The organism is Flavobacterium zhoui (genome assembly GCF_042787235.1).
GTDB classification, from domain to species: Bacteria; Bacteroidota; Bacteroidia; order Flavobacteriales; family Flavobacteriaceae; genus Flavobacterium; species Flavobacterium zhoui.
In genome coordinates this window covers 360321-384921 of the sequence record NZ_JBHZPY010000001.1, presented here as the reverse complement: position 1 = coordinate 384921, position 24601 = coordinate 360321, and the positions used below count along the sequence as shown (strand labels likewise).

The following is a 24601-nucleotide window of genomic DNA, read 5'->3' as shown; positions in this document are numbered from 1 at the left end:
TACCAATAAGACATAATAGCTATCAAAATGTTACAGTTTAACTTCAAAATATAATTGTTTTCTTAATTTTGTTCCTTCAAACAAAAACAAAATGCTAAAATTCTTTTCGATCTTACTTGTCATTCTATTTATTGTATCGATTTCTGGTTGTTCAACTTCCCAAAAGATAGCGACTCTAAAACCGGAACCTGACGATGCCATTCCTTTGGTTTACGAAAATGTTCCGTCTTTTATTAATTTACCCATTAGTGTAAAACTGAAGGATATTGAGAACCAAACTAACGCATTATTAAATGGTTTGATTTACGAAGACAACAACATTGAAGATGATGACATTGAAATGAAAATTTGGAAACTGGCCCCCATTACTATCGTGAACAATCATGGGAGTTCGGGTCAAAAGATAAAAACAATTCTGCCATTAAAAGCTATCGTAAAATATAGAATTGGCACAAAAAAACTTGGCATTTCACTTTATGATACTAGAGAATTCAATCTAAACGGAGTAGTGACTTTGCTGAGCGATGTTAGTTTAACCAATTGGAAACTAAACACTATAACAGAATTAAAATCATTAGACTGGAATGAAAGCCCTACGATGACCGTTTTTGGTAAAAATGCACCCGTAACTTATCTAATTAATCCAGCCGTTAAACTTTTTAAATCAAAAATTGAAAAGAAGATTGATAGTGCGATTGAAAAATCAATGGATTTTAAACCTAATGTTCTGGCAGCTTTGGAAAAAATTTCCACCCCTTTTCAAATGAGTGACGCTTATCAAAGTTGGCTTCGAATTGTTCCAATCGAAATTTACTCTACAAACGCCACACTAAAAAACGACACTTTCCTGCTGGACATGGGAATGAAATGCAATATGGAAACTTTGATAGGAGGTAAACCTGAATCTAAATTTGATGCAACAAAAATCATTTTGAAATCAGTAATTAAAATCCCGCAAGAAATAACCGCTAATATTGTGGCTGTTTCAACTTATGAAGAAGCTTCAAAAATAATGACCAAGAATTTTTCTGGACAGGAATTTGGCTCTGGCAGCAATAAAATAAAAATTCAAAATGTAGCCATTTGGCAAAAAAAAGGTAAAATGATAATTGCTTTAGATGTTACGGGATCTGTCAACGGAACCATTTATTTAGCAGGTTTCCCTCAATATAATGAAAAAACCAAAGAAGTATTTTTTGATCAATTGGATTACGCTCTTGACACTAAAAACAAATTAATGCGCACTGCAAACTGGCTTACTCAAGGATTAGTTTTAAGAAAAATTCAACAGAGCTGCCGCTATTCTATAAAACCAAATTTAGAAGAAGGAAAACAAAGTATGATGAATTATCTACAAAATTATTCGCCCATGCCAGGTGTTTATGTAAACGGAAAAATGGAAGACATTCAATTCCAAAAAATCGAATTAACCAACCAAGCTATCATCGCCTTTATAAAAGTAAAAGGAACTGTAAATGTATCCGTAAATGGCCTAAAGTAGATGAAGATTACAAATAATTAACTGTAACCCAAAGAAGGTTATTTTTTATTCTTTCTCATTCGATAAACCGCATAACCAATACCGCCAACAAGTAAGTAAGGAATCACCATTAGATAAACAATTCCGTCATTTACGGCAGCCGCTTTCGTTTTATTTCCCTCACTGTTTAATGCAGCACGACACATGGCACATTGCGCTTGTGAATTTATAGGAAAAAGGAAAGAGACAAGAAGAAAGAATAATACAACCTTTTTTCTTAAAAAAAAATTTCCTTGTGTCTTGTGCATTGTTTTTGTATTAAGCATAATAAGGGGAAATCATTAAATAGACTATTACACCGGTAACGGCGACATACAACCATATTGGAAACGTAATTTTGGCAATCTTTTTATGCTTGTCAAATTTAGTCGCCAAAGCACGTACATAGGTTACTAAAACTAGCGGAATAATCGCAATTGATAAAATTATGTGTGTGATTAAAATTAAAAAATAAACTAATCTTAAGTTTCCCACATTCAATTTTTCAGCTGCATCTAATTCGCCATTATGATTTACATCTCCAAATATAGTGGAGTCGGCTGTCATGTGATACGCAACATACAACACTAAAAAAGCAATAGAGCAACCAATTGCTGCTTTCATTAAATTCTCATGAAGCTTTCGTTTTTCATTTTTGATAGCGATCACCGCCGAAACTAATAAGACAGCAGTAACACCATTAATAGTAGCATATATGGAAGGTAAAAAATGTAAAGGGGTAACATGAATACCAAAATCTTTAAGTTTCACCTTAAAAAGTATAGCAACCGCTACAGGAATTACTACAGAAAGGATAATGATCCATTTATTATATTTTTGTTCAATCGAATTCTCTTCCATCTTAATCTTTTAATAAAATATTAATGTCTTGTTGAATATCTCTAACTCCTTTTTTATCTAAACCGTCATAATATAAAATTGGATTCCCAAAATCATCTTTTCTACAACGAATATCTCCGTTTTTATCTACTAACGCAAACAAACCAGAATGCTCAAAACCACCATTTACCTTACTGTTCTCACCGGCATAAAGATTAAAACCCTTGTTCGCTAAATTAAAGATATAAGCTCTGTCGCCTGTCAAGAAATTCCAATTAGATGATTTAACCCCAAGTAATTTTGCATGCGCTTTCAAAACTTCTGGAGTATCATGCGAAGGATCTATAGTAATAGAAACAATTCCGAAATTTGGATTACCGAAAAATTTATTTTCAATAGCCAACATGCTCAGATTCATTTTTGGACAAATTGAAGGGCAAGTTGTAAAGAAAAACTCAAGAACATATACTTTACCTTTGTACGTTTCATTACTGATTTTCTTATTGTCTTGATTCACCAACTCAAATTTTGGAGCCGGACCAATTTTTACCAATTTTTGATCATTCTTGGACACAGAACCAATCTTATCCAAACGATCTCCCTTTACGACATCGTTATTTTGAATTCTGTTGACTATTCTTGGAACAGCATATATTCCAAAAAGTAGGATGATAAATGAAATCCCTATATATGATTTGTTTTTAAGCATCGTTTCTATGAATTAAAGTTCTTTAGTGGCATTATGATTTTTTTTAAGCGCAGCGCGATATTCATATAAAATAACTTTAAAATCATCTAACATTTCATTACTCAACTCGGCTAAATGGAATGTATTGTATCCTTCTTTGTAATCTTTCTTTTCTTTCCTCCCTCTAAGATTTCTTTCTTTATCCAATATATACACATTTGGAGTTCCAAAGTTTTTATCCAATTTCCCGACTAATTGCAACTGGTTATAATAAGCAGTAATTTCCTGAGGCGAAGTAAAAAGAAAATGCCATTGCGAAACATCAGTAAAATCATCTAAAGCATCTATGATTTTTCTTGCTTCATTTTCCGTTCCTAAAGGACAAATAACAACAAATTGTAAGTCTGCAAAATCATGATATCTTTGATAAATTTTTTCGTTTAAATTAAAAAAATTACCCCTATTTTTTAAAAGCTCGGTCCCAGAAAATCCTAAAATAGTTATTTTCTTATTCAAGCTGACTTTCTCTCCATTTAGAGATTTCCATTGTCCGAAATCAGCAACTTTAGGAGTAATTACAGGTAGCTTCGTAAAACTATTTATTCCTGACGCGAAAAAAAGATAAGCTACAATAGGCAAAATAAAAAGCACAAAAAGAACGATATTTTTTTTCATTTTTTTGAAAATATTTAAAGTACAAAAATAAAAAAAGGCACGCAATGCGCACCCTTTTATTGAATTAATATCTTGTTAAAAATTCCATTTGATAGTAGAATTCTTAAAAACCTCATAAATATAATTCCCTTCAGTCAAAAGAATGAAAAGCAAATATAATACTAGAAAAATTACTGGTAAAACAACCGCGTTTTTTAAGGTACTTTTTTCGCCTTCCATGTGCATAAAGGCCCATACAATAAAATATGCTTTTACAAGTGTTAAGATTATAAACAACCAGTTTAGCAAACTCATTGCCATAAAACTATTCATGTGAAGAAAGTCTGGCTTAATAATTCCAAAAATTACCTCTACAATCGTTATTACTGACAAAAGAGCAAAAACGGTCCAAATTCTTTTTGTATTAGAAACATGTTCGTGTGACATAATGATAAATCTAAAATTAAACTAAGTAGAAAAATGTAAATACAAATACCCAAACTAAATCGACAAAGTGCCAGTATAAACCAACTTTCTCAACCATTTCGTAACTTCTTCTTTTTTCATACGTACCTACAAGTACATTAAAAAATATTATAATATTTATAATAATCCCCGAGAATACGTGAAAACCGTGAAATCCAGTGATAAAGAAAAAGAAGTCAGCAAATAGTTTACTTCCATATTCATTGTGGGTTAAATTAGCCCCTTCAACAACTAAACTGGCTTGAGTTAATCTCAATTCAGAATCTTTTCTGGAAAGAATTGTTTTATGCTTTTCTTTAGTGATTACCTCTGTTCTTATCAAAAGATCAGGGTGCGCTTTAAATCCTGCTTGAACTTCGGCAACAGAATAAGAAGGCAATGATGATTCTGACATGAACCATTTTCCTTTACTTCTTGTCAACTGCTCTCTTTCCTCAGGCAATGTTGCAGCAAAATCAGCAAGAGCTACTCGATGCCCTTCTTTATCCACAAACTGAAGTAAACTCCCCCCTTTTGTTTCGATCGCACCATATTCTCCTTTTATAAAATTTTTCCATTCCCAGGCTTGAGATCCCACGAAAATCATACCTCCAATAATGGTTAAAAACATATAAATAACAACTTTATCTTTTTTCATTTGATGACCAGCATCAACGGCTAAAACCATTGTTACTGATGAAAAAATCAAAATAAAAGTCATCAATGCCACATAATACATCGGAGCAGATACTCCATGCATAAATGGAAAGTGTGTAAACACTTCATCGGCCAATGGCCAAGTTTCAATAAATTTGAATCTAGAAAATCCGTAAGCCGCTAGAAATCCAGAAAACGTTAAGGCATCTGATACGATAAAAAACCACATCATTAATTTACCATAACTTGCTTTCATTGGCTCATTGCCGCCTCCCCAAGTTTTCTCTTCACTATTTGCAGTAGTAACTGTCGCTTCCATAAAAGTTATTCGTTAAAAAGTTCCCAAATTTACGTTTTTTTCTTATTTAAAGAAATATAAAAACAAAAACAAATAAACCCACAATAAATCAAGAAAGTGCCAGTACATTGCACCCAGTTCAATTCCAAGGGTTTGAGATGAATTATATTTTTGTTTAAAATGATTATAAATTATAATAAGGAGAGAAATTACCCCACCAGCAAGGTGAATCAAGTGTACAACGGTAACAACATATAGAAATGTTGTCGTTATTGAACTTTCACTTCCGGTAAAATAATACCCGTTTTCCACTATTTGTCCGAAACCTACAAACTGTAAAATAACAAACAATATTCCCAATACTAAAGTAGACAAAAGAAACTTAGTAGTGGCACTTTGGTTGTCTTTTCGAATCGCTTTTTTTGCCAAATGAAAAGTAACACTGCAACCAATAATTACTAATGTGCTAAAATAAAACGCTGTCGGTAACTGAAAGTCCTTCAACCAATCGGTTCTTGATTTACTAACTACATAAGCACTTGTAAGCCCTGCAAACATCATTATCATGCTCACCATAGCAAAAAGCAACAGTAACTTGTACGATCTTGCCGTTCTAGATTTGTGGTCTTCTTCGGTTGTCATTGTGATTTCCATAACTATCTTAAAAATTTATCAAATATATAAACTAACTGTAACAACGTAATATACGAAACACTTACCAGCATCAAAGTTCTTGCCGCTTTAGCAGTTCGTTTTTTATACAACCGCACTCCATAATAAAGCATCCAAAGACCCAATAAAAATACCAAACCGGCAGCTACCGGCGTAATAAACAACTGACCAGTGTAACCCAACGCTGGTAAAAGCGAAGCTATTATAAGCCAAACCGTATATAAAATAATCTGCAAAGCCGTTGATTTATCCTTTTTCCCGGTTGGCAACATAAAGAAACCCGCTTTTTCATAATCCTCATACAAAAACCATCCGATGGCCCAAAAATGAGGGAATTGCCAGAAAAACTGAATCAAAAATAAAGTCCCTGCTTCTATACCAAATTCTCCTGTTGCCGCAACCCATCCCAACATAAAAGGAATTGCTCCGGGAAAAGCTCCTACGAAAACTGACAATGAAGTCATTGTCTTCAAAGGCGTATATACACTTGTGTATAGAAATATTGAAATCGCACCAAACATGGCAGTTTTAGAATTGATAGTATACAACAAAATAATCCCAATAATAGTGAGAAGAGTTGCAATAATCAATGCCGTGTTAGATGACATTCTGCCAGCTGGAACCGGCCGATTTTTTGTTCGATCCATCAAAGCATCTAAATCTTTTTCAATAACCTGATTAAAAGCATTAGAAGCCCCTACCATACAATATCCGCCTACGGCAAGTTTCAGCAACACCATCCAATTAAAAGAATGAATATCATTAATGCCAAGCATAAATCCTGCAATTGACGAAAACACTACGCTAACAGCGAGACGCGCCTTAGTTATCTCGCGGAAATCAATGTAAACAGACTTTAATGAAAGGGTATTTTGTGTTGCGTTCAATGCTAGTGGTTATTTTCTTTGTAAAAACTTTTGCAAAAGTAGTTCATCAAAAGGGATTTGACAAAAAACAATTCATAAAAAAGATTTTTTAGAAATATTATTATACCTAGTAATCAAAATACCAATTAAAAACATCCGAACGTATACCCAATGTAAACCAATTGGTACTTTGATTAAAAGTAGTTGCCGTATTCATTTCAGGATCAAAACTTCTGTAAATATAACTTCCGAAAAGTTTTAAATTAGTAGATGGATTTATTAAATATCCTCCTTGAAGATCTGCTATAAAAACGGCGGTTTTATTACCTTGACCGACTTTCACTCCAGAATCGAAAGGCCTGTTTTCATCATAATCTTTATAAATATTTCCTCCATAATTATAACTGTCATCAACCGTATCAAAATCCAATCCTCGAGTTCCTATTGTAAATTTAGCATCACCAAAATACCTTCCTTTATGATAACGTGCTATCGCCAAAAACTCTTTGAAATTTCCGCCCCATTGATGTCCAATACTTTGATTGTTGTGTCCGTAATTTGTAATAGGATTACTGTGAGAATACACATAAGGACGAACATGATTGTATTCCAACTGCAATACTAAATTATCAACCTGAAAAGCATTGTAATATTTAACACCTAACTGGTATCCAAATTTATTTTTCCAGCTATTATCCGCTTTTTTAATATCGCCAAGAGAAAATTCATCCAGAATGAATTGTCCGTAGGCGTTTATCTGATTATCCCATTTATACTTATAGGTCAATCCTAAAACTGCATTTCCACTTCTTGCCGAAGAAGCAAATTCAACCGAACGATAAAATATAATTGGATTTACAAAATTGACATCAAATCCTCTATCATTCGTATTGGTCCAAATTACCGATTCAAATAAACCAATATTTAATTTATTCGTTACATTCCAACTCAAATAATGATTTGCCATGAATTTTGTGGCGTATGTTCTTTCAAGAGTCACCGCCGGGCGAACATCTTTGAGCCACATATACGTATTTGTATATTTTATTTTCCAAAAATTTGTATTGATTTTGAAATACGGATACGGACTCGCTCCATCACTTTCTAATAATGAGCGGTATCCATCTCCAATAAAATTTCTCCCGTAACCCAATTGCAGATCAAAATGTTTACTGGGTGCAAAAGTTATATTGGCTTCCGCCAAAGGAAAATCATACGCATCCGTTTTGAAATTTTTAGAAATTCCCATACCCGGAATAATTGCAGGATTTCCTCCCGCTGGCTTTATAGATTCAGCATAGCGATTGTAATAATCAGCAAATCGACCCTGACTTTCAAAAACCGTAGTTGTAAAATTAATTTGCTTCCCAATACCACCGCGAAAATTTATCCCTCGTGTGTTTATATATGTATAATTTGCTTTGGTCTGCGATGCTTTACCAACTTGTAAATCCAATATCGGATTTAATGTAAACCAATAACCCTCCCCTTGAATTTCTACCGTACTTTCGTTCCATAATTTTCTAGACCACCAGCCAGAAGTATTTTTTTTTAGCTTTTCATTAACTGCCTTAAGATCATAATATTTTGAAACCTCCACATAAGTATACGGTTTAGATGCAGTATGATTATTGCTGCCCACTCGATTTAAAGAAGCATCAAACTGAGAATAATAACTATGGGAAAAAGGAACGTTCAGATGGCTTTCAAACTCAGGGCTTCTAAATTTTTTATAAACGATACTATCTAATTCAGTCAATTGTTTCGTATCGTACTTTATAACTTCTGCGCGAACAAGTGCTTCAGAAGCCAACTGTTCCGGACTTTTTAAGGGTATTGCAATTGTAATGGTATATTTAGAGTAAGTTGGCTTACCGTTATATGTTGACGGTTTAATTTTGGGAAACTTCGCAAAAACTCTTTTCGTTTCATTTATTAAACTTTCATCGACAGCATCCGTATAAATTACTTTAAAAGAGCCATTACTGTCTACTTCAAAAAGAACCTTGACATTGCCGTGATAATTGGTTTGTTTTAAATTTTCCGGGACTTCAAAATTTTGAAAAATAAAATCCAATACTTTATTGTAAAAACAGTTTTTTAATTCCGTGGATTGCAAATTTTCGCAATTTGAAAAAACAGGAAAACGCTCAGCAGAAGGATCTGATTGTAACGAACTATTATTTACTTCTTGTGAATAAATAAAAAACGAGTAAAATAATAAAAATACAGTTGACAAACCTTTTTTCATGTTGACTTTTTTTTGTGAATTCAGTATTCCGAGCTAGAATTTTGTCCATTAGCAATTGATTTTGCACCGGAGGTGCCTATTCTTTTTACACCCAGTCGAATCATTTCAACCGCCTCCTCATATGTCCTTACTCCACCTGCTGCTTTAACAGGTAGTGGTGAGGCATTTTCAAGCATCATAATAATAGACGGAATCGTAGCGCCATTAGGCAAATTGTTTTCTGTTTTATAAAAGCCAGTGGATGATTTTACAAAAACATTAGGAAATGATTCTTGTTTAAAATTTGAAACAACAATGTTTTTAATAAAAGCTGACAATTGAATGATTTGTTTGTCATCAAGTGCAGCTACTTCTATAATCCATTTTACTACTTTCCCATTATCTAAACCTAATAGTGTGCATTTTAAAATTTCATCCTTCACTAAATCTAATTCACCGCGTTTGAATGCTTCGTAATTGCAAACAAAATCTAAATCATCCGCTCCATCTTCAATAGCTTGAATCGCTTCTTCCAGCTTTTCTTCAGCACTTGACCTTCCTTCAGGGAAATCAATCACAGTTCCTATTTGCACGCTTGAATTAGCAGCTGTAATCATTTTATTGGCCAATAAAACCATATTCGGACGAATCATTATGAGTTTAAATTGTTCCTCAATAGCTTCCTGAATATTGTTTTTGACTACCATAGCATTCTCAACTTCACTAAGCCCAGCTTGAGTTGCCGTTTTTAAATAGGTTGCGTCCAGATATTGTTTAATATTCATTGTTCTTTTGGTTTTATAATGATATAAGGTCTAATGAGCAAAAATACATTTTAAATTCACATATTTTTAATATAAACATTTACTTTTTGAACTTACTAACCCTTTTAACACATCCATTATTAACAACGAAATGTTCAGGTATAAAAAATCCCACCTAAGTGGGATTATATTATCTGCTAAATTTTATCTAAACTACGATACTTATTAAATATTAAAACGATGCAAACTGCCAAAATTGCTCCTGCCATATTTGCCAGAACATCAATAAAATCTGCTCTTCTGGTTGTCGTACAGCACCCTTGCAATATTTCTATTCCTATTCCAAAAAAAACAGAAAAAACAAATGAAATACCTAAAGGCTTAAGAACGTTTGAACCTAACTGTTTTTTAAAAAACAAAAACCAAAATACCGTAAATACAAAATGAAAGCTTGCATGTACAAATTTATCTAAATAGAGTATACTTACACTTGGAAGATTACTTGAAGCCGTTAAGCAAAAATAGGCTATAACTCCTGTCCAAGATAAAGCTATCCAAAAGTACAGTAATTTAGGCACCAATAAGTTCTTTGTATGATTCACTTGAAAGCAATGAATCAACTTCATCCATTTTAGCAACTTTAATCTTTATCATCCACCCGGCACCATAAGGATCTGAATTAACAACTTCCGGCGTACTTTCTAATGAGTCATTAAAAGCAATAATTTCTCCTGATAAAGGAAGAAACAAATCAGAAACTGTCTTAACCGCTTCAACTGTACCAAAAACCTCATCTTTTTCTAAAGTTTGGTCTAAAGTTTCCACCTCAACATATACGATATCTCCTAATTCTTTTTGTGCAAAATGAGTAATTCCTACTGTTGCAATATCACCTTCTAAACTAACCCATTCGTGATCTTTTGTGTACTTTAAATTTGCTGGTATATTCATAAAAATATTTATTGATAATTACTATTTAATAATTGAAATTTTATGCCACAAATGTAACAATCTCAATTCAAATCACCTTTAGATTTTAAGAAAATTAATTGCCAAAATTATATCGCATTGTAAATCCAGATCGAATATTGGTTAATGGAAATGAAGTTGATATTACGGCTTTCGAAAAGGAATGATCATAGTAGAAAATTGCAGTCAAGTTTTTACTGAAAGCATAATCAGCAGTAAATTTTACTGACCAAATATTTTGCCCTCCGGCTAATTGATTATTATCATAATCCAAATAACGAACAATTGTTTGATTATTACGGTATGACAAATCCCCCTTTATGTTAATATCACTTTTTATTATCCCCGTAGGATTATCAGCCAACCTGGAAGAAAAAATTACATCCTTAAATCGATACCCTAGTCCAACAACGTATTCTATTCCTTTAACCTCGGTCAATAAATTATTATCAAAACTCATGGATAAAGCTCTGTCTTTCTTTATTTCAGTAAGTATTTTTAACGAATTTTTTAATTCAAAATCCATTCTAATAAGCGGACTGAATTGCTCCACTAAATTGATATTAGACATAATTGTCTTATTGAAAAAATTTCCGCTTGCATCCACTCCATCCGGGTTTTTATCATATTCAAAATTAGACCTAAATGCATTAATTGTATAAGAAGCTCGGTAACCATGCTGCATAGAAAAACGCTTGAAATTTTCTTTGAAAAAACTATAACGCATCAATCCATTATATTTCACAGCCCAGTTTGGTATCGGAAAACTTCTGAAAATCCCAAGAGAAACATCTGAAGCATTAGAACCAGAATAAGAGGCTAAAAAAGCAGGTAATAATACCGCTTGATTATTTTTACCATATCCTAATGGATAACCTTCAGCATCGAGATTAGCCGGGTTATTTACGTCTATCCCACGTTGTGAAGCTAATCGATTCGCAACAGTGAGTCTATTAATTCTAAAATCATCAAAAGCTGCAGATCCATTCTCATCACTCGTCGAAAATGCTGTTTTTATTAGAACAGTCGATATAGAAAAAAGACCGTAACTATAAGGCGATTGAGGTATGTAACCTTCTTGAATATCAACTCTATATTGTTCCGAGGAATTTCTAGAATAAGCTCTATCCAATGACAAATCAATTTTTAAGTCCGGAAATAAATCCACATTTGCTGTTGCCTTAAATATTCTATTTTTTACTTGGGTAAAATTCTGATTGAATTCTTGATAATTGGTCAGCCATCCATTTCTGGCCGCTTCATATCGCACGTCATCTTGGCTACCAAAAATAAAACCTAATGAAGGTCTTGATGACCCTAAAAACCCAATCCCTGGAGTATATCCCGGTAATACTGTACCGCTATTCTCCGTGTAATTCATTTGAATATTTTTGACACTGGTTAATACCCCAATCAAGCCGTCCACAAATTCATTATTTTTAGCAGGTTGTTGGGCGTTTGTATTCACCACTTTTTCACCAGGCTTCGGAATAGCGGCTTTAGGTTTAGCGACTGACTTATTTGTATTTTTTGACAATCCTAAATACTTATATAATAAATCCATGTTGAGCGCAGCATTCAAATTATTTGAACTAGCGTTTTGAATCGTATTACCCAAATTATAATTATTCCCATCAATTTCTATTTGCGACAATGCATTAGAAGCACGCTGCCAGCTATAGTCTCCGGTATAGGTATAATTAGCTTTTATAAAACTAAAAAGTGGAATTTTATTAATTGGTAGTTCATAATTTAGTACCAATTGTTGCATATGTTGGTTAGGATCTCCAATATCCCAGTAACTATCCCAAATTGTAAAAGAATCAATAGGTTCATTGTTCTCATTCAAATAATTTTTGACAATATTACTAGACGAAGCTGTATAATTTAATTTTAAAGATTTTGTCAAATTAAAATTAAACCCATATTGATAATTAAACGCAAAATTTCTTCGGTACAAAGGATCAAGTCCTATTCCCTCCACATCAACTTGTCTAAATTGCTGGCGGTTATATTGTCTGTTGATATTAGAGTTAAATGAAATATTAGATGGCAAATAATTAAAATTAAAATCACTTAACAATTTCCAATAACCACTCTTTTTCATGAAAGCGGTTTTCTTAAAAGGCTCAACTGGTTTAGGCTGAAAACTAAAGCCGTAATCAACTGATGAGCTTACATGTTGTTCGATATAATCTTCGATTTCAAAATCATGTCGCTCCACTTCATTAATAGATTGCGAAAAGGTGAAGTTTTCTGCATCATATACATGTTGTTTTTGCTCTGGCCTTCTTTCTTTTCGAACTCCTATAAAATTAATACTTGTTCGTTTTGTGTAATCCGTTGCTCTGCTTTTAATATTATCTCTTTCTGCTTGATTATCTGTATTATCTAACAACTGTTTTAGTTTAATATCTTGATTGAAGGGATCATATTCTGGGGTAATCATTTCTTCGCCAACAGCATAATTAAAAGGTAAATTCACGCCCCATTTTATTGGTAATAATTTTCCAAGATTTAAATTTGTAACGATGTTGTATTGCTTTGTATCTTCACGGCTTCTTTCATTTGGCCCTTGTTCTAACGCCCCAAAACCAATTGTACTCATTTTACCTGTGGCAGAAACTGTAGCAAAATCTGCAAGATTTGAATCTACATTCAGCACTGCAGCCATACCGCCTTGATTATCCATATCGGCTATACGCAATTCATTGAACCAAACCTCCCCTTTAATATCCTGATGCGTTTCATTACTCTTAACACCAACCATTAAAGTTCTAACTTGACCAAAATTAGGGTTCCCTTTTATCCCTAATCTCAATTTATTAGGTTTATTGGATAATGATGGATCCAGTTTATCATCATCTTCATATTTATAATAAATTCCGTCTAATGGCAAATCATTTGGATTTACACTCATCGCCAAAATCTTCAATTTGGTCAATAAAGCCAAAGACAAATCAATTTCATTATCCGCTGGCCAAACCGCATCGGCACTTAAAGCAGAGCAATCAGAAGTTGACGAAGAAGAAGGCTTCGTTATTTTTAAGGGAATTTCTATTTGGTAGAAATTTTGGGTAAAGTCATTTCCAAAACGTATAAAACCTACCATTTGATCATCCTGAAGTGCAATTTCATTTGGCAAAGATTCCGCATGCAAGAACATTTTCAGTTTTTTGAACTGACGCATGTCGATACTCACATTTTTAAAAACAGCTCTCGAATCGTTTGGTTCCAACCCATCTCCAGAAACTCTTAGCGATAATGATTGCTCGTTTTGATTAATAACCGTATTATTATTGTACAGTTGCTCTCTTACAACCCCCGGCGGAGTAATGTAATTTACTGGACATCTCTCATTGTTTTCTTGGACATTAACGGCTAATACATCTAAGTCAGTTTTGTCATCAAGTACATTGGTGTCATTAAAATCAAGTGTATTTGTATACCGTCTCCATTCGCCCCTTACTAAATCTAAGGCTCCAAAACGAACTGTCACCTTATCATTAAAACCAGTCATAAACATTCTCATGAAACGTATCGATCTAAAATCGGAAATATTTCCAATCGTATTTTCAGGTTGTGAAACTGGCACTTTAAACTGAATCCATCTTGCATCAGTTACGGAACCATTTGCCATAGTGACTTGGGTATTTCTAATATCAGTAATGTAATTTTGTCCTATACTCATATTTGGCTTGACATCAATACTATATTCATAATACGCATTGATAGTATTCATGGTATTGTCTCTGTTAATATCCTCCACATCTGGAACCGTGGAGGCACCTCTGTTAGGGTCATTAATATCAACGGCGGAGTTTCCATCTACTCCATTATAATTTTTATATCGGTCTGAAACATTTCCAGAGGCATTCAAGTAATACGTATAATCATCCGCTGCAGGATCCGGCTCTGATGCGAAATTATTGTAAACAGTAGCTTCCTTGACATTTGCCAAACCATCTAAACCGACATCCTGATTTTTTCTATTATCAGCATTGGTATCAAACGCATAAATTAAAGATTGCGAAGCAGGCACATCTCCCCATACAGATGGCGGATTTGATAAAATTTGATCTGGACCAAGACCATTTTCATATTGTTTTCTTCCGTCTTTAAGAACATCCTCAGAGACCTCTCCTAAATTGAAATAAATTTTACCTGTATTAGTTTGAGGAATTTGCCCACTTCCAACATACGGATCTAATACCCAAAATTGAATATATTCTACATTTCCTTGTTCGAAATTAGTTGAATTCAATGATCTCATTATCCCCCCATAATTTGACGTTGGGTTTGTATTATAATTCGAACTATTATTATAAGGCCCTCTTTCAGAAGGATAATAACTTAAATCCAATGTATTGACAACTTGAGATTGACCTTGTGCAATATCCGTCAAAGGATACAACTCCTCGCTATAAATTCTTCGGGTAGTATTGAAAGACAAATCTGCATTTGAGATTCCAGCTGGTTTTTGAGTGTAAAATACAGGGTCAATTGAATACCAAGCTAATTTTGCTCTTTTAAAACCATAACTCAAATCATTAGAATTGGCATTAAAATCATACGTACTTCTGGCATTTCTTTCCGGTGTAGACGATAAACTCCATGCATACGGGGATCGCATATCAATTGTTGACTGAGAACCTTCAAAATCATCAACATAAATAGTAGATTCTCCTTGAAAACGATCCGCTTTTGGTGAATCCGGTTTCAAAAATGCAATTTCGCCTCTTATGGAAAGATTCGAAGGAACATCCGTATCAATATTTGGTAACTTATTTACTAATCTGGTTAAAAAAGGAACCTCTGTGGAAAAATTAGAATTGAATCCGAAAATCGTGTTATTCACTGATTCTTGGCCGAAGCTTGATTTTTGTGTAAATGGTCTTTCGGACATTTTTAAAAATGTAGCACCCACTAAAAAATTATCCGAAATTTTATGTTCCACATTAACGCCCATAAACCTTCTGGTTTGTTGTCCAAAAATTGAATTATTCTCCAAAGAAACATTTATTGGCGTATTTGATGCTTGAAGAGATGGATCCAGAATTTGAACTCGTCCCAATTGATAATTGACACTATAATCTATCCCCTCAACTAAAATCCTTCCTCCTGCCGTCACAACAACTGATCCTCTTGGAACATTAAAAGCCCCAATGGGAATTCCGTCACCACCAGTAGATTTGTACTTACCTCTTAATAAAAATTTGTTTTTATCACTGTCTTGTAAGGCCCCCGATTGCGTGTTTCGATACATGCTTTTAAACACGTATTTCTTTTGATTCGCGTTATAACTACTTTCATTGTTATAATTTTCTGCTGAACCAGTGTTCGATAATTTAGAAAATAATAATTCTCCAAATGGCTCTTTAGTTGTAAAAATAATTCTCCCGTTTTGAGCATCGATAGTTAAGCCTTGCATGAAATCAAAAAAACCATCTCCTCCTGTTTGTGGATCATTATTGTAATTCAGTTTATCTAAATTGAACACTTTAAGTAAAGGGGTTTCAGCTACTTTATTTTCTGGCAACGGATTTGCAGGAAAAGGACTTCCAGACACCTCTGTAATATAATTTAAAGCCGAAGGATCAGTATAAAGAATATTAAATCTAAAATCTTCTTGTTTTACTTGATATGCACCCGGAATTTGATAGATATTTTTCATCATCAGGTTCCAAACCGGATTTTTGACATTGGTCAAATTACTTTTCAGCATTTTCAATATCAGACTCTGCGTAATAATTGCCTGATTTGATTGATTAGTACCTGTTACAACGGTCGCATCTACCCCGTCGCTTCCAAACTCCCCTACTTGGTAAACTTTGTCACCAATCGTATATTGATAAGCAACGGCTAAAACCTCATCATTGGCTAATCGTTGTTGTAACGAAATATATCCTAATTGAGCATTAAATGTATATTCATTAGGATTCAGCTTTCTGGCATTTTCGAGCTTAGAATAATCCTGTCCTTCACTTACAGTAGCATTAAAACCTGAACTTGAGGTTACTATTTCGCGAATGTTATTGTTTAACAAACCACTTCCGGCTGCTATTTGCGCAGGATCAAAATCATTATTTGAATTGTCTGAAGGAGAATCGATTGGATTATTAAAAATTCCGGCAGAAGGGTCTAACACAACCACCTCATTATCCACTAAACCAGATAATTGCCCTTCCCCTAAATCCTGAAGCGCAATAATATTTCGGAGATTGTTATTGGTTGTAGTTACTCTGTTTTGTTTATTGGTAACCCAGATTTCTAATCTTGAAATTTGAACTCTACTATCAATAAAAGGATAGTTTTTTAAGGAAGCATCGTACTTATTTCTGAAATATTGTGACAAGAAAAAATGCCTGTCATTATCATAATCTAATCCGTAAATATCAAAATCCTGAATTGTTCCACCTCCTTGAGCAACGATACTTTTGGTTTGCGATTTTTGTTCTGAAAACACACCTGTTACTGTAGTTTTACCAAATTGCAATTGTGTTTTCACACCAAATAAACTTTGAGCCCCTCTAATCAAGGAACTGTTTAATGGCATACTTACGTTTCCTACCTCAATTTTTTGAATAATATCATCTTCAGAAGGGGCGTATTCTAACTTTATTAAATTTTGAAAGGCAAAAGTAGACTGCGTGTCATAGTTAGCATTTACATTAAGTCGCGTCCCTACTTTTCCCATCAAGCTCATACTTATCCTTTGATTGAAATCAAAAGAAAGATTTGATCTGTTCCTCGGTGAAAAGGAAGGATTGTCTTGTTTTGTGTAACGCATCCCTAAATCCATTTCTACAGATCCGGTCGGTTTCACATCAATGGTATTGCTTCCAAAAATGGATTCAAAAAGACCAGATTTTACGTAATATCTTGGCAGTAAATCTTTTTTAGCGGCTTCACTCCCCTCTTTTTTTCCATCTATCGCATCAACTTTTTTCTGGAAATAATCCCGCATGGATTCTTTCAAAACCAAGTTTTCATATTCTTTTGGAGTTAAAATAATTGGATAGTCAATAGAAAAACCGTCGACAGAATTGGTATAAACATATCTATCTGTGACAGGATCGTAGGTATAAGCCGAAAGAATACTTTGAGGGTTTTTAAGTTGGACTTTCCCTGTAGAAAAACCAGTTTTAACTGTATCCTGAGCAGCTGGTGTTATCTGGGCTTGCGATACAAAACCACAAAATATGACTAGCAAAAAAATAGAAATTTTATGCATATAATCCGTTTTTTGAGTCTCTTTTATAAGTTTTTTAAAGCTTTTTTAATAATCGATTCAACAGACGCCTCTGGATCCTCTTTTACAATTTTTTCTACGATTCGTTCTGAAGTTTTTCGAACAAAACCTAATACCTCCAAAGCAGATAACGCTTCATCTCGATTTGTATTGTTATGTGATAAAGAAACTTCGTCTAAATCATACAATTTCAGTACTTTTTCTTTCAAATCAAGTATCACTCTTTGGGCCGTTTTACTACCAATTCCTTTTATCGATTGAATAGCAACTACATCACCTGATGCAATTGCATTCGTAATTTGTTTGGGATCTAAGGAAGACAACATCGTTCTGGCAATGCTAGCCCCAATACCAGAAACTGACAATAATAATTTAAAAATCTCCCTTTCCGATTTTTCTACAAAACCAAATAAAGTATGCGCATCTTCTTTTATTTGAAGATGCGTATACAATTTTATAAAGTCAGTATTAGGAAGCAACGAGTAGGTATGCAAAGAAATATTTACATGGTACCCAACACCTCCGCAATCAATAACTACCTGTGTTGGTGACTTTTCTACTAATTTTCCTTGTAAATGTGCTATCATAGTTATTATTATATGTCGCCAAATATAACAAAATTAGCAAATTATCTTACTAAATTTATCTTTATAACTATTTTTATTGCCAAAAAACAACTTATTATAGTTGTTTTTTCTTTTGCTTTTCTTGTGCGTCAATCACAGCAATAGCTGCCATATTTACCATTTCTTCTACGCTTGCACCTAATTGAAATATATGAACAGGTTTACCCATTCCTAACATAATAGGTCCTATTGAGTCCACTTTATTTAATTCTTTCAATAGTTTATAAGTAATATTAGCCGATTCAAGATTTGGAAAAATTAAAGTATTTACTTTTTTACCTGCTAGTTTAGAAAACGGAAACTTTGCTTTTAACATTTCTGGATTTAAAGCAAAATCAGCTTGAAGTTCGCCATCAATAACCATCTCTGGATGATTTTTATGCAGATAAGCCACTGCCTCTCTCACTTTTGAAGCACTTTCATTCGTTGAAGATCCAAAATTAGAATAAGAAATCATCGCAATAACCGGTTCTACACCAAACATTCTGGCCGTTTTAGCAGTCATTATGGCAATTTTCGCTAAATCGTCTGCTGAAGGATTAATGTTTATTGCAGTATCAGATAAGAACATTGGCCCACGAGCTGTCATCATCATATTTGTAGTAGCAACTAGTGACGCTCCATGCGCTTTATCGATAAGTTGTAACATTGGTTTTACCACAGAAGGATAACTTCTGGAATGTCCTGTAACTAATGCGTCGGCTTCTCCCTCATTGACCATCATAGCAGCAAAATAGTTTCTTTCTCGCATTAATTTTTGAGCATCCAATAATGATATACCGCGCCTTTGTCTGGAAGACCAATAGGTGGTCGCAAACTTATTTCTTCTAAATTCCTCCACTTTTTCTTTTGGATCAATAATCTGAACATCAGCATCAAAACCTAGCTCTTCTTTTAATTCCAAAATAATTTCTTTATTTCCAAGCAAAATTGGGAAACCGATTCCTTCTTCTAATACAATTTGAGCCGCTTTAAGAACATCTAAATGGTCTGCTTCTGCAAAAACGATTTTTTTAGGATCCGTTTTGGCTCTATTGGTAATCAATCGAACCATTTTGTTGTCATTCCCCAATCGATCTAAAAGCTCTTCTTCATACTTTTTCCAGTCTAATATTGGATTCAACGCTACTCCTGAGTCCATAGCTGCTTTAGCAACAGCTGGGGCAACAATTGTAATCAATCTCGGATCAAATGGTTTTGGAATAATATAATCTCTTCCAAAAATTAACTTAGTTGCTCCATAAGCAACATTTACTTGCTCCGGAACGGATTCTTTAGCCAATAATGCAAGTGCTCTTACCGCTGCCATTTTCATAGCCTCATTTATTTTGGTAGCTCTAACATCTAGTGCACCTCTAAAAATATATGGAAATCCAAGAACATTATTTACCTGATTAGGATGGTCAGAACGACCAGTTGCCATAATAACATCTTTACGAGTTGCAATTGCGAGGTTATAATCTATTTCAGGATCTGGATTTGCCATCGCAAAAACGATCGGATTTTCTGCCATCCCCAATAACATTTGAGCCGTCATAATATCTCCTGTTGATAATCCTAAGAAAACATCAGCTCCAACTAATGCTTCTTCCAGACTCATTGGCTCAACATCCTTTGCATATTTTTGCTGTAAATCAGAAAGAGATTTATTGTCTTTTGTCAAGACTCCTTTACTGTTAAACATCAATATGTTTTCTATTTTCACTCCAAGTAAAACATATAAATCAGCACAAGCAAGAGCTGCAGAGCCTGCTCCAGAAACTACTAATTTTACGTCTTCTGATTTTTTATTTGCTAACTCCAATGCATTCAACAAAGCCGCAGATGATATAATTGCAGTACCATGTTGATCATCGTGCATCACAGGAATATTTAATTCTTCAACTAATCGTCTTTCTATTTCAAAAGATTCAGGAGCTTTGATATCTTCCAGATTTATCCCACCAAAAGTTGGTGCAATATTTTTGACAGTTTGAATAAATTCTTCAATGTCCTTAGTCCCTATTTCAATATCAAATACATCTATATCTGCAAAAATTTTAAACAATAAACCTTTACCTTCCATTACCGGTTTTGATGCTTCCGGACCAATATCACCAAGTCCTAAAACTGCAGTTCCGTTTGTAATTACAGCAACAAGATTTCCTTTTGCTGTATATTTATATACATTATTTATATCTTTTGCAATTTCCAAACAAGGTTCTGCTACACCTGGCGAATAGGCCAAAGACAAATCTCTTTGCGTTGCATATTTCTTAGTTGGAACTACTTGAATTTTACCTGGAGTAGGCTTTGCGTGGTATAATAATGCCTCTCTTCTTTTGCTGTTTTTGTCCATTTTTTAGATTTTATCCTAGTTTACAAAGATATACCACTTGGCCCAAAAAGTAAGCTATTATCTTATTCTTTTACAAAAAAGAGCCTAAGTCATTATGTATAAATTAAAATAGCTGCAAAAATTTGCAGCTATTTTAATTTATAATTTATTCTTTTTACATCTTGCTTCCGCTGATATAAGAATCTAAATGTTCGATTGTATTTTTTTGAACTTCAATAATCGCTTTTACAACGTCTCCCATCGAAATAATCCCTATAGTTTGATCATTTTCAATAACCGGTAAATGCCGGATTCTTTTTGTACTCATCAATTCCATACAGTAGTCTAGATTGTCAGATGGTTTTACAGTAAAAACTTCCTTTTCCATTATTTCATTCACATGAGTTTTCTTTGAAGATTTGTCTTTAAGAACAATTTTTCTAGCATAATCTCTTTCAGATAAAACGCCTTTTAATACATTATCTTCAATTATCAATACTGCTCCAATATTCTTTTCTCCCATCACTTTTAAAGCCTCATATACAGTAATAGTAGAGACTATTGAATATACTTCTTTTCCTTTTGTGCTTAATATTTGATTTACAGTCATCTTGAATAAATTTATTGAATTATAAAGTTAGAAAAAATAACATACAAATGACAAAAAAAATTATTTTTATTTTTAAAACAGTTCGTCCGGAGCAGTCAATTTGTTTAGTTCCTGTTTCAAATTATCATTCAATATTCGTAAACCATATTGATAGGAAGCATTTACCCACCCAAATCCTTCTTTTGCGATATAATCAAATTCAGTTCCTACATTGCCATACTCCGCAAAAACTTTATGAGAACTAATTTCTAAATCAAACTTCTCAGGAATAGTTCCGTTATACTCGACCGCATTTTTTGTGATTAGCCACAGCCAGCGATAAACCATCTCTTGCGCTTTATCCAGATAGTTATAATTAATTAATCCTTCCCATAATAACATTTGATGTGGTGCCCAACCAAATGGATAATCCCATTGTCGCTGTGGCCCATCTTTTGGAAAATTAGCGATACTTGCCCCGGTACTTCCTGTAATTCCGCCCGACTTTATAAATTGAGGCAAAGCTATTTCTACTAATTTTTTAGCCTGATGTTCACTGCATAATTTAGCCCACAAAGGGAAAAAAGTTGTGGCTGCTTCAAATGGAAATTGTTTATTATTCACAAAATCATAATCAAAATACATACTTAATTCTTCATTCCAGCATAATTCATTGATTTTATCTTTTCTTGAAAGAGCCTTTTGTTCCCATTCTTCTGAAGTATAGATCACCTCTTCAATTTGAAAAGAATCATGAAAATACTCTTTTATCAGATAAGCAATATCTTTTTCATATTTATAAAGGAAGCTATTTACATCAACTGAGTTCAAATTGGCACAAGTATTTATCAACCTGTTCGTTGTATCATGACCACTTTCTCTCATACTTCGATCATGTACAAAATATAGATCGAGCTCCGCATCAACCAATGTTCTTTCCAGATATTTTTTCTCGAATTCTCGAATTGGTAATTTATATTTTTTTGCGTAAGGTTCTAAAACATCGTCAAAATGTCCTGGTTCAACCTCAAAAGGCATGCCCACACCTTCAGCTTTATATCTATTTAACCCCGTTTCAGTCAATCGATTTCCTTGTACCATCCAAACCGTGCTATATTCCAGAATTACGGTCTCAAGATGACTTCGCAACCACTCTAAACTTGGCAATTTATATTTAATAATATCAATTATTAGCGATGAATACAACGGAGGTTGTGTTCTTGTTAGGTAATAACTTCTATTCGCATTTAGGATTTTTCCATAATGTACAATCTGATACTTGAAGTTTTCGGCTATAGCCATTGCTTTTTCCAGTTGGTTGTCAACTAACAACCCAACTCCAATGAAATAACTGTCCCAACCATACATTTCATTAAACCTTCCTCCAGGCACTACAAAAGGAACACCTTGTAAACTATATAACTTTTGTTCTAGCGCCAAGGCAAGAATTCCTGGTTTTGTATTTAAAGTATCAACATATTCAACCGAATAATTTTCAGGTAAGATTTCGAGTTTAAAATTTCTAAGCTCCTTTTCTAATTCTTTAAAATAAACTACCCCTTGTTTATCTTTCGCAGAAACATAGAGCGTAGGCACTTTATTGGACGTCTTTTCGTCTTCCATGATTTGGGTTAGCCCCTTTTTATCAATTGTACGCGTAAGTTCGTCCCAATAATCTTCTTTGATTTTTCTCGAAATACGTTCTACAGGATTTTCTTGAATTCGATTTAAATCTACCTCTCCAACTTGAATATTACTTTCTTTCAGCTTCGCCAATTCCTGAAGTAAGTTAGATAAATGATACGTTCCCTCAATTACTTGTTGCTGCTTTGTTTTTTCATCACTTAAAACAAATTTCTTAGGACCCTCATCGTCTTTGGTGATTTTTTTGTCATTATCTGTATCTTCCTGAAGCAGCAGTTCTTGGAATACCTTGTCTATGTTAAGTAAGAATTTCATTTTTTTTTGAAGTAAGTTTTTTTAATATAAAGAAAGAAGCTAGCAATAAAGACATTGGAATTAAAGTATAATAGAATGCATTTTCAGGACCTTCATTTTTGAATAAATACCCAATAATTCTAGAGCCGAGAGTGCCACCAAGTGCCGAGAAAACCACAATTAATCCCGTCATGGAGCTGTGCATTTTTTTAGGCAGCGCACTTAAAACTACCGAATTCAAAAGTGGATAAATTGGAGCAATAAAAAGTCCTACCAATGGGAATGCGAAACCGATTAATGGAATATCGCTTAGCGAATTAATCTGTTTTACATCTAAACCAACTGTTTTTGGAAGTACAAAAACGACAATTAACATCGCTATTACAATACAGGAACTGAGTACCCAAATCCAATTTACTTTTTTAGTTATCACACCGGCCAACAGTCTACCAACTGCTAATGAAATTGCCAAAATACTCGCCATCATAATGCTGATATTCTCTGGTAGATGTAATACTTTACTATTAAAAGTAGGCAACCAGGACATTATTCCTTGTTCAATCATCACAAACAAGAAAGCACTTATTACAAAAACAATTGTTAATAGCTTTGCAAATAATTTAAACATTTGTTTAAAATCATCCGCTAAGTCAACTCCAGGTATTTCAGTTTTATTTTCAAATTTGGCAAAAAATAAAAATCCAAAAGACACTAATGAAATTGCTGCTAACAACCAATATACATTTAACCAGGCGTCGGGATCCACTTCAGAATTGAAAGCGGGAAATAAAAAGTAAGCTACTGCAATCCCTATCATAAAAACGCCTTCAATACTACTCATCAAGCTATTATGTTCCTGTTGATTATCCGTAACGGTTCCAATAAGAGAATAAACTGACACTTTTATTAATGCAAAAGAAACACCCACGGTAGCAAAAAGCAATTTTGCGGTGCCAAACGAATTTCCAAAATACATACTCACACAGGCTACAGAAACTAATGCCAATCCAATAAGCATAGCTCTTTTATATCCGATTCTTGGCAAAAAAGAAGCAATTAAAAAAGAAACTATTGCTATAGGCAAATCCTTAAAAGCCTCTAGAATACTCGCCTGTAATTCATCTACGCCATAATTTTTTTGTGCTTTTAATATTACTATCCCAACACTATTTAGCAGTATAGCAAACACAAAATAATTCAAATACATTGCAATTTTTATAGTACTTTTTCTCATTTAATATATATTTGGTTTTGGTT

The 24601-nt window shown here is 33.6% G+C and carries 19 protein-coding genes; 1 reads left to right on the top strand and 18 read right to left on the bottom strand.

All coding sequences use genetic code 11. The annotated features are described in order from the left end of the window. Positions 1 to 91 precede the first annotated feature (91 nt). On the top strand, positions 92 to 1501 hold the full coding sequence (locus ACFX5F_RS01670; protein ID WP_379849290.1) for a DUF4403 family protein: 1410 nt from the start codon (positions 92 to 94) through the stop codon (positions 1499 to 1501). A gap of 38 nt (positions 1502 to 1539) precedes the next feature. Here the strand turns inward: ACFX5F_RS01670 and ACFX5F_RS01665 are convergent, their stop codons facing one another. The 18 genes from ACFX5F_RS01665 to ACFX5F_RS01580 form a co-directional block, all read right to left on the bottom strand. Continuing rightward, a complete protein-coding gene (locus tag ACFX5F_RS01665) occupies positions 1540 to 1788 on the bottom strand; it encodes a hypothetical protein (RefSeq protein WP_379849288.1) in 249 nt (82 codons plus the stop codon). A gap of 10 nt (positions 1789 to 1798) precedes the next feature. Continuing rightward, the gene (locus ACFX5F_RS01660; protein WP_379849286.1) at positions 1799 to 2380 is read right to left on the bottom strand and encodes a DUF420 domain-containing protein; all 582 of its coding nucleotides are present in this window, start codon (positions 2378 to 2380) and stop codon (positions 1799 to 1801) included. Position 2381: 1 nt separating this feature from the next. After that, positions 2382 to 3068: an SCO family protein gene (locus ACFX5F_RS01655; protein ID WP_379849284.1), complete on the bottom strand. Its 687-nt coding sequence runs from the start codon at positions 3066 to 3068 to the stop codon at positions 2382 to 2384. A gap of 12 nt (positions 3069 to 3080) precedes the next feature. Next, on the bottom strand, positions 3081 to 3722 hold the full coding sequence (locus tag ACFX5F_RS01650) for a hypothetical protein (protein ID WP_379849282.1): 642 nt from the start codon (positions 3720 to 3722) through the stop codon (positions 3081 to 3083). A 75-nt stretch (positions 3723 to 3797) separates the two neighbouring features. Then, positions 3798 to 4148, bottom strand: coding sequence for a cytochrome C oxidase subunit IV family protein (locus ACFX5F_RS01645; RefSeq protein ID WP_379849280.1), 351 nt, complete (start codon positions 4146 to 4148; stop codon positions 3798 to 3800). Between the two features lie 16 nt (positions 4149 to 4164). Further along, a complete protein-coding gene (locus ACFX5F_RS01640; protein ID WP_073204349.1) occupies positions 4165 to 5142 on the bottom strand; it encodes a cytochrome c oxidase subunit 3 in 978 nt (325 codons plus the stop codon). Positions 5143 to 5184: 42 nt separating this feature from the next. Continuing rightward, positions 5185 to 5775, bottom strand: a complete 591-nt coding sequence (locus ACFX5F_RS01635) for a cytochrome c oxidase subunit 3 (protein WP_379849277.1) — start codon at positions 5773 to 5775, stop codon at positions 5185 to 5187. Between the two features lie 2 nt (positions 5776 to 5777). Next, the gene (gene cyoE / locus ACFX5F_RS01630) at positions 5778 to 6680 is read right to left on the bottom strand and encodes a heme o synthase (protein ID WP_379849275.1); all 903 of its coding nucleotides are present in this window, start codon (positions 6678 to 6680) and stop codon (positions 5778 to 5780) included. 106 nt (positions 6681 to 6786) lie between these two features. Beyond that, complete coding sequence (locus ACFX5F_RS01625) at positions 6787 to 8910, bottom strand: energy transducer TonB (protein WP_379849273.1); 2124 nt, start codon at positions 8908 to 8910, stop codon at positions 6787 to 6789. 20 nt (positions 8911 to 8930) lie between these two features. Further along, positions 8931 to 9674 (bottom strand): deoxyribose-phosphate aldolase, encoded by a 744-nt coding sequence (gene deoC / locus ACFX5F_RS01620; protein WP_379849271.1) that lies wholly within the window; start codon positions 9672 to 9674, stop codon positions 8931 to 8933. Positions 9675 to 9850: 176 nt separating this feature from the next. Further along, positions 9851 to 10255: a VanZ family protein gene (locus ACFX5F_RS01615; RefSeq protein WP_379849269.1), complete on the bottom strand. Its 405-nt coding sequence runs from the start codon at positions 10253 to 10255 to the stop codon at positions 9851 to 9853. After that, entirely contained in the window at positions 10224 to 10604 is a 381-nt protein-coding gene (gene gcvH, locus ACFX5F_RS01610) for a glycine cleavage system protein GcvH (RefSeq protein ID WP_379849267.1), read from the bottom strand. The genes ACFX5F_RS01615 and gcvH overlap by 32 nt, the downstream gene beginning before the upstream one ends. Before the next feature lie 94 nt (positions 10605 to 10698). Next, positions 10699 to 17856, bottom strand: a complete 7158-nt coding sequence (sov, locus tag ACFX5F_RS01605; protein WP_379849265.1) for a T9SS outer membrane translocon Sov/SprA — start codon at positions 17854 to 17856, stop codon at positions 10699 to 10701. Between the two features lie 23 nt (positions 17857 to 17879). After that, entirely contained in the window at positions 17880 to 18461 is a 582-nt protein-coding gene (ruvA, locus tag ACFX5F_RS01600; RefSeq protein WP_379849263.1) for a Holliday junction branch migration protein RuvA, read from the bottom strand. A 94-nt stretch (positions 18462 to 18555) separates the two neighbouring features. Next, a complete protein-coding gene (locus tag ACFX5F_RS01595; RefSeq protein ID WP_379849261.1) occupies positions 18556 to 20838 on the bottom strand; it encodes an NADP-dependent malic enzyme in 2283 nt (760 codons plus the stop codon). Positions 20839 to 20992: 154 nt separating this feature from the next. Beyond that, a complete protein-coding gene (locus ACFX5F_RS01590) occupies positions 20993 to 21427 on the bottom strand; it encodes a CBS domain-containing protein (protein WP_073204382.1) in 435 nt (144 codons plus the stop codon). A gap of 72 nt (positions 21428 to 21499) precedes the next feature. After that, entirely contained in the window at positions 21500 to 23365 is a 1866-nt protein-coding gene (locus ACFX5F_RS01585) for a trehalase family glycosidase (RefSeq protein WP_379849259.1), read from the bottom strand. After that, positions 23349 to 24578 (bottom strand): MFS transporter, encoded by a 1230-nt coding sequence (locus tag ACFX5F_RS01580; RefSeq protein WP_379849257.1) that lies wholly within the window; start codon positions 24576 to 24578, stop codon positions 23349 to 23351. The genes ACFX5F_RS01585 and ACFX5F_RS01580 overlap by 17 nt, the downstream gene beginning before the upstream one ends. Positions 24579 to 24601: the final 23 nt, after the last annotated feature.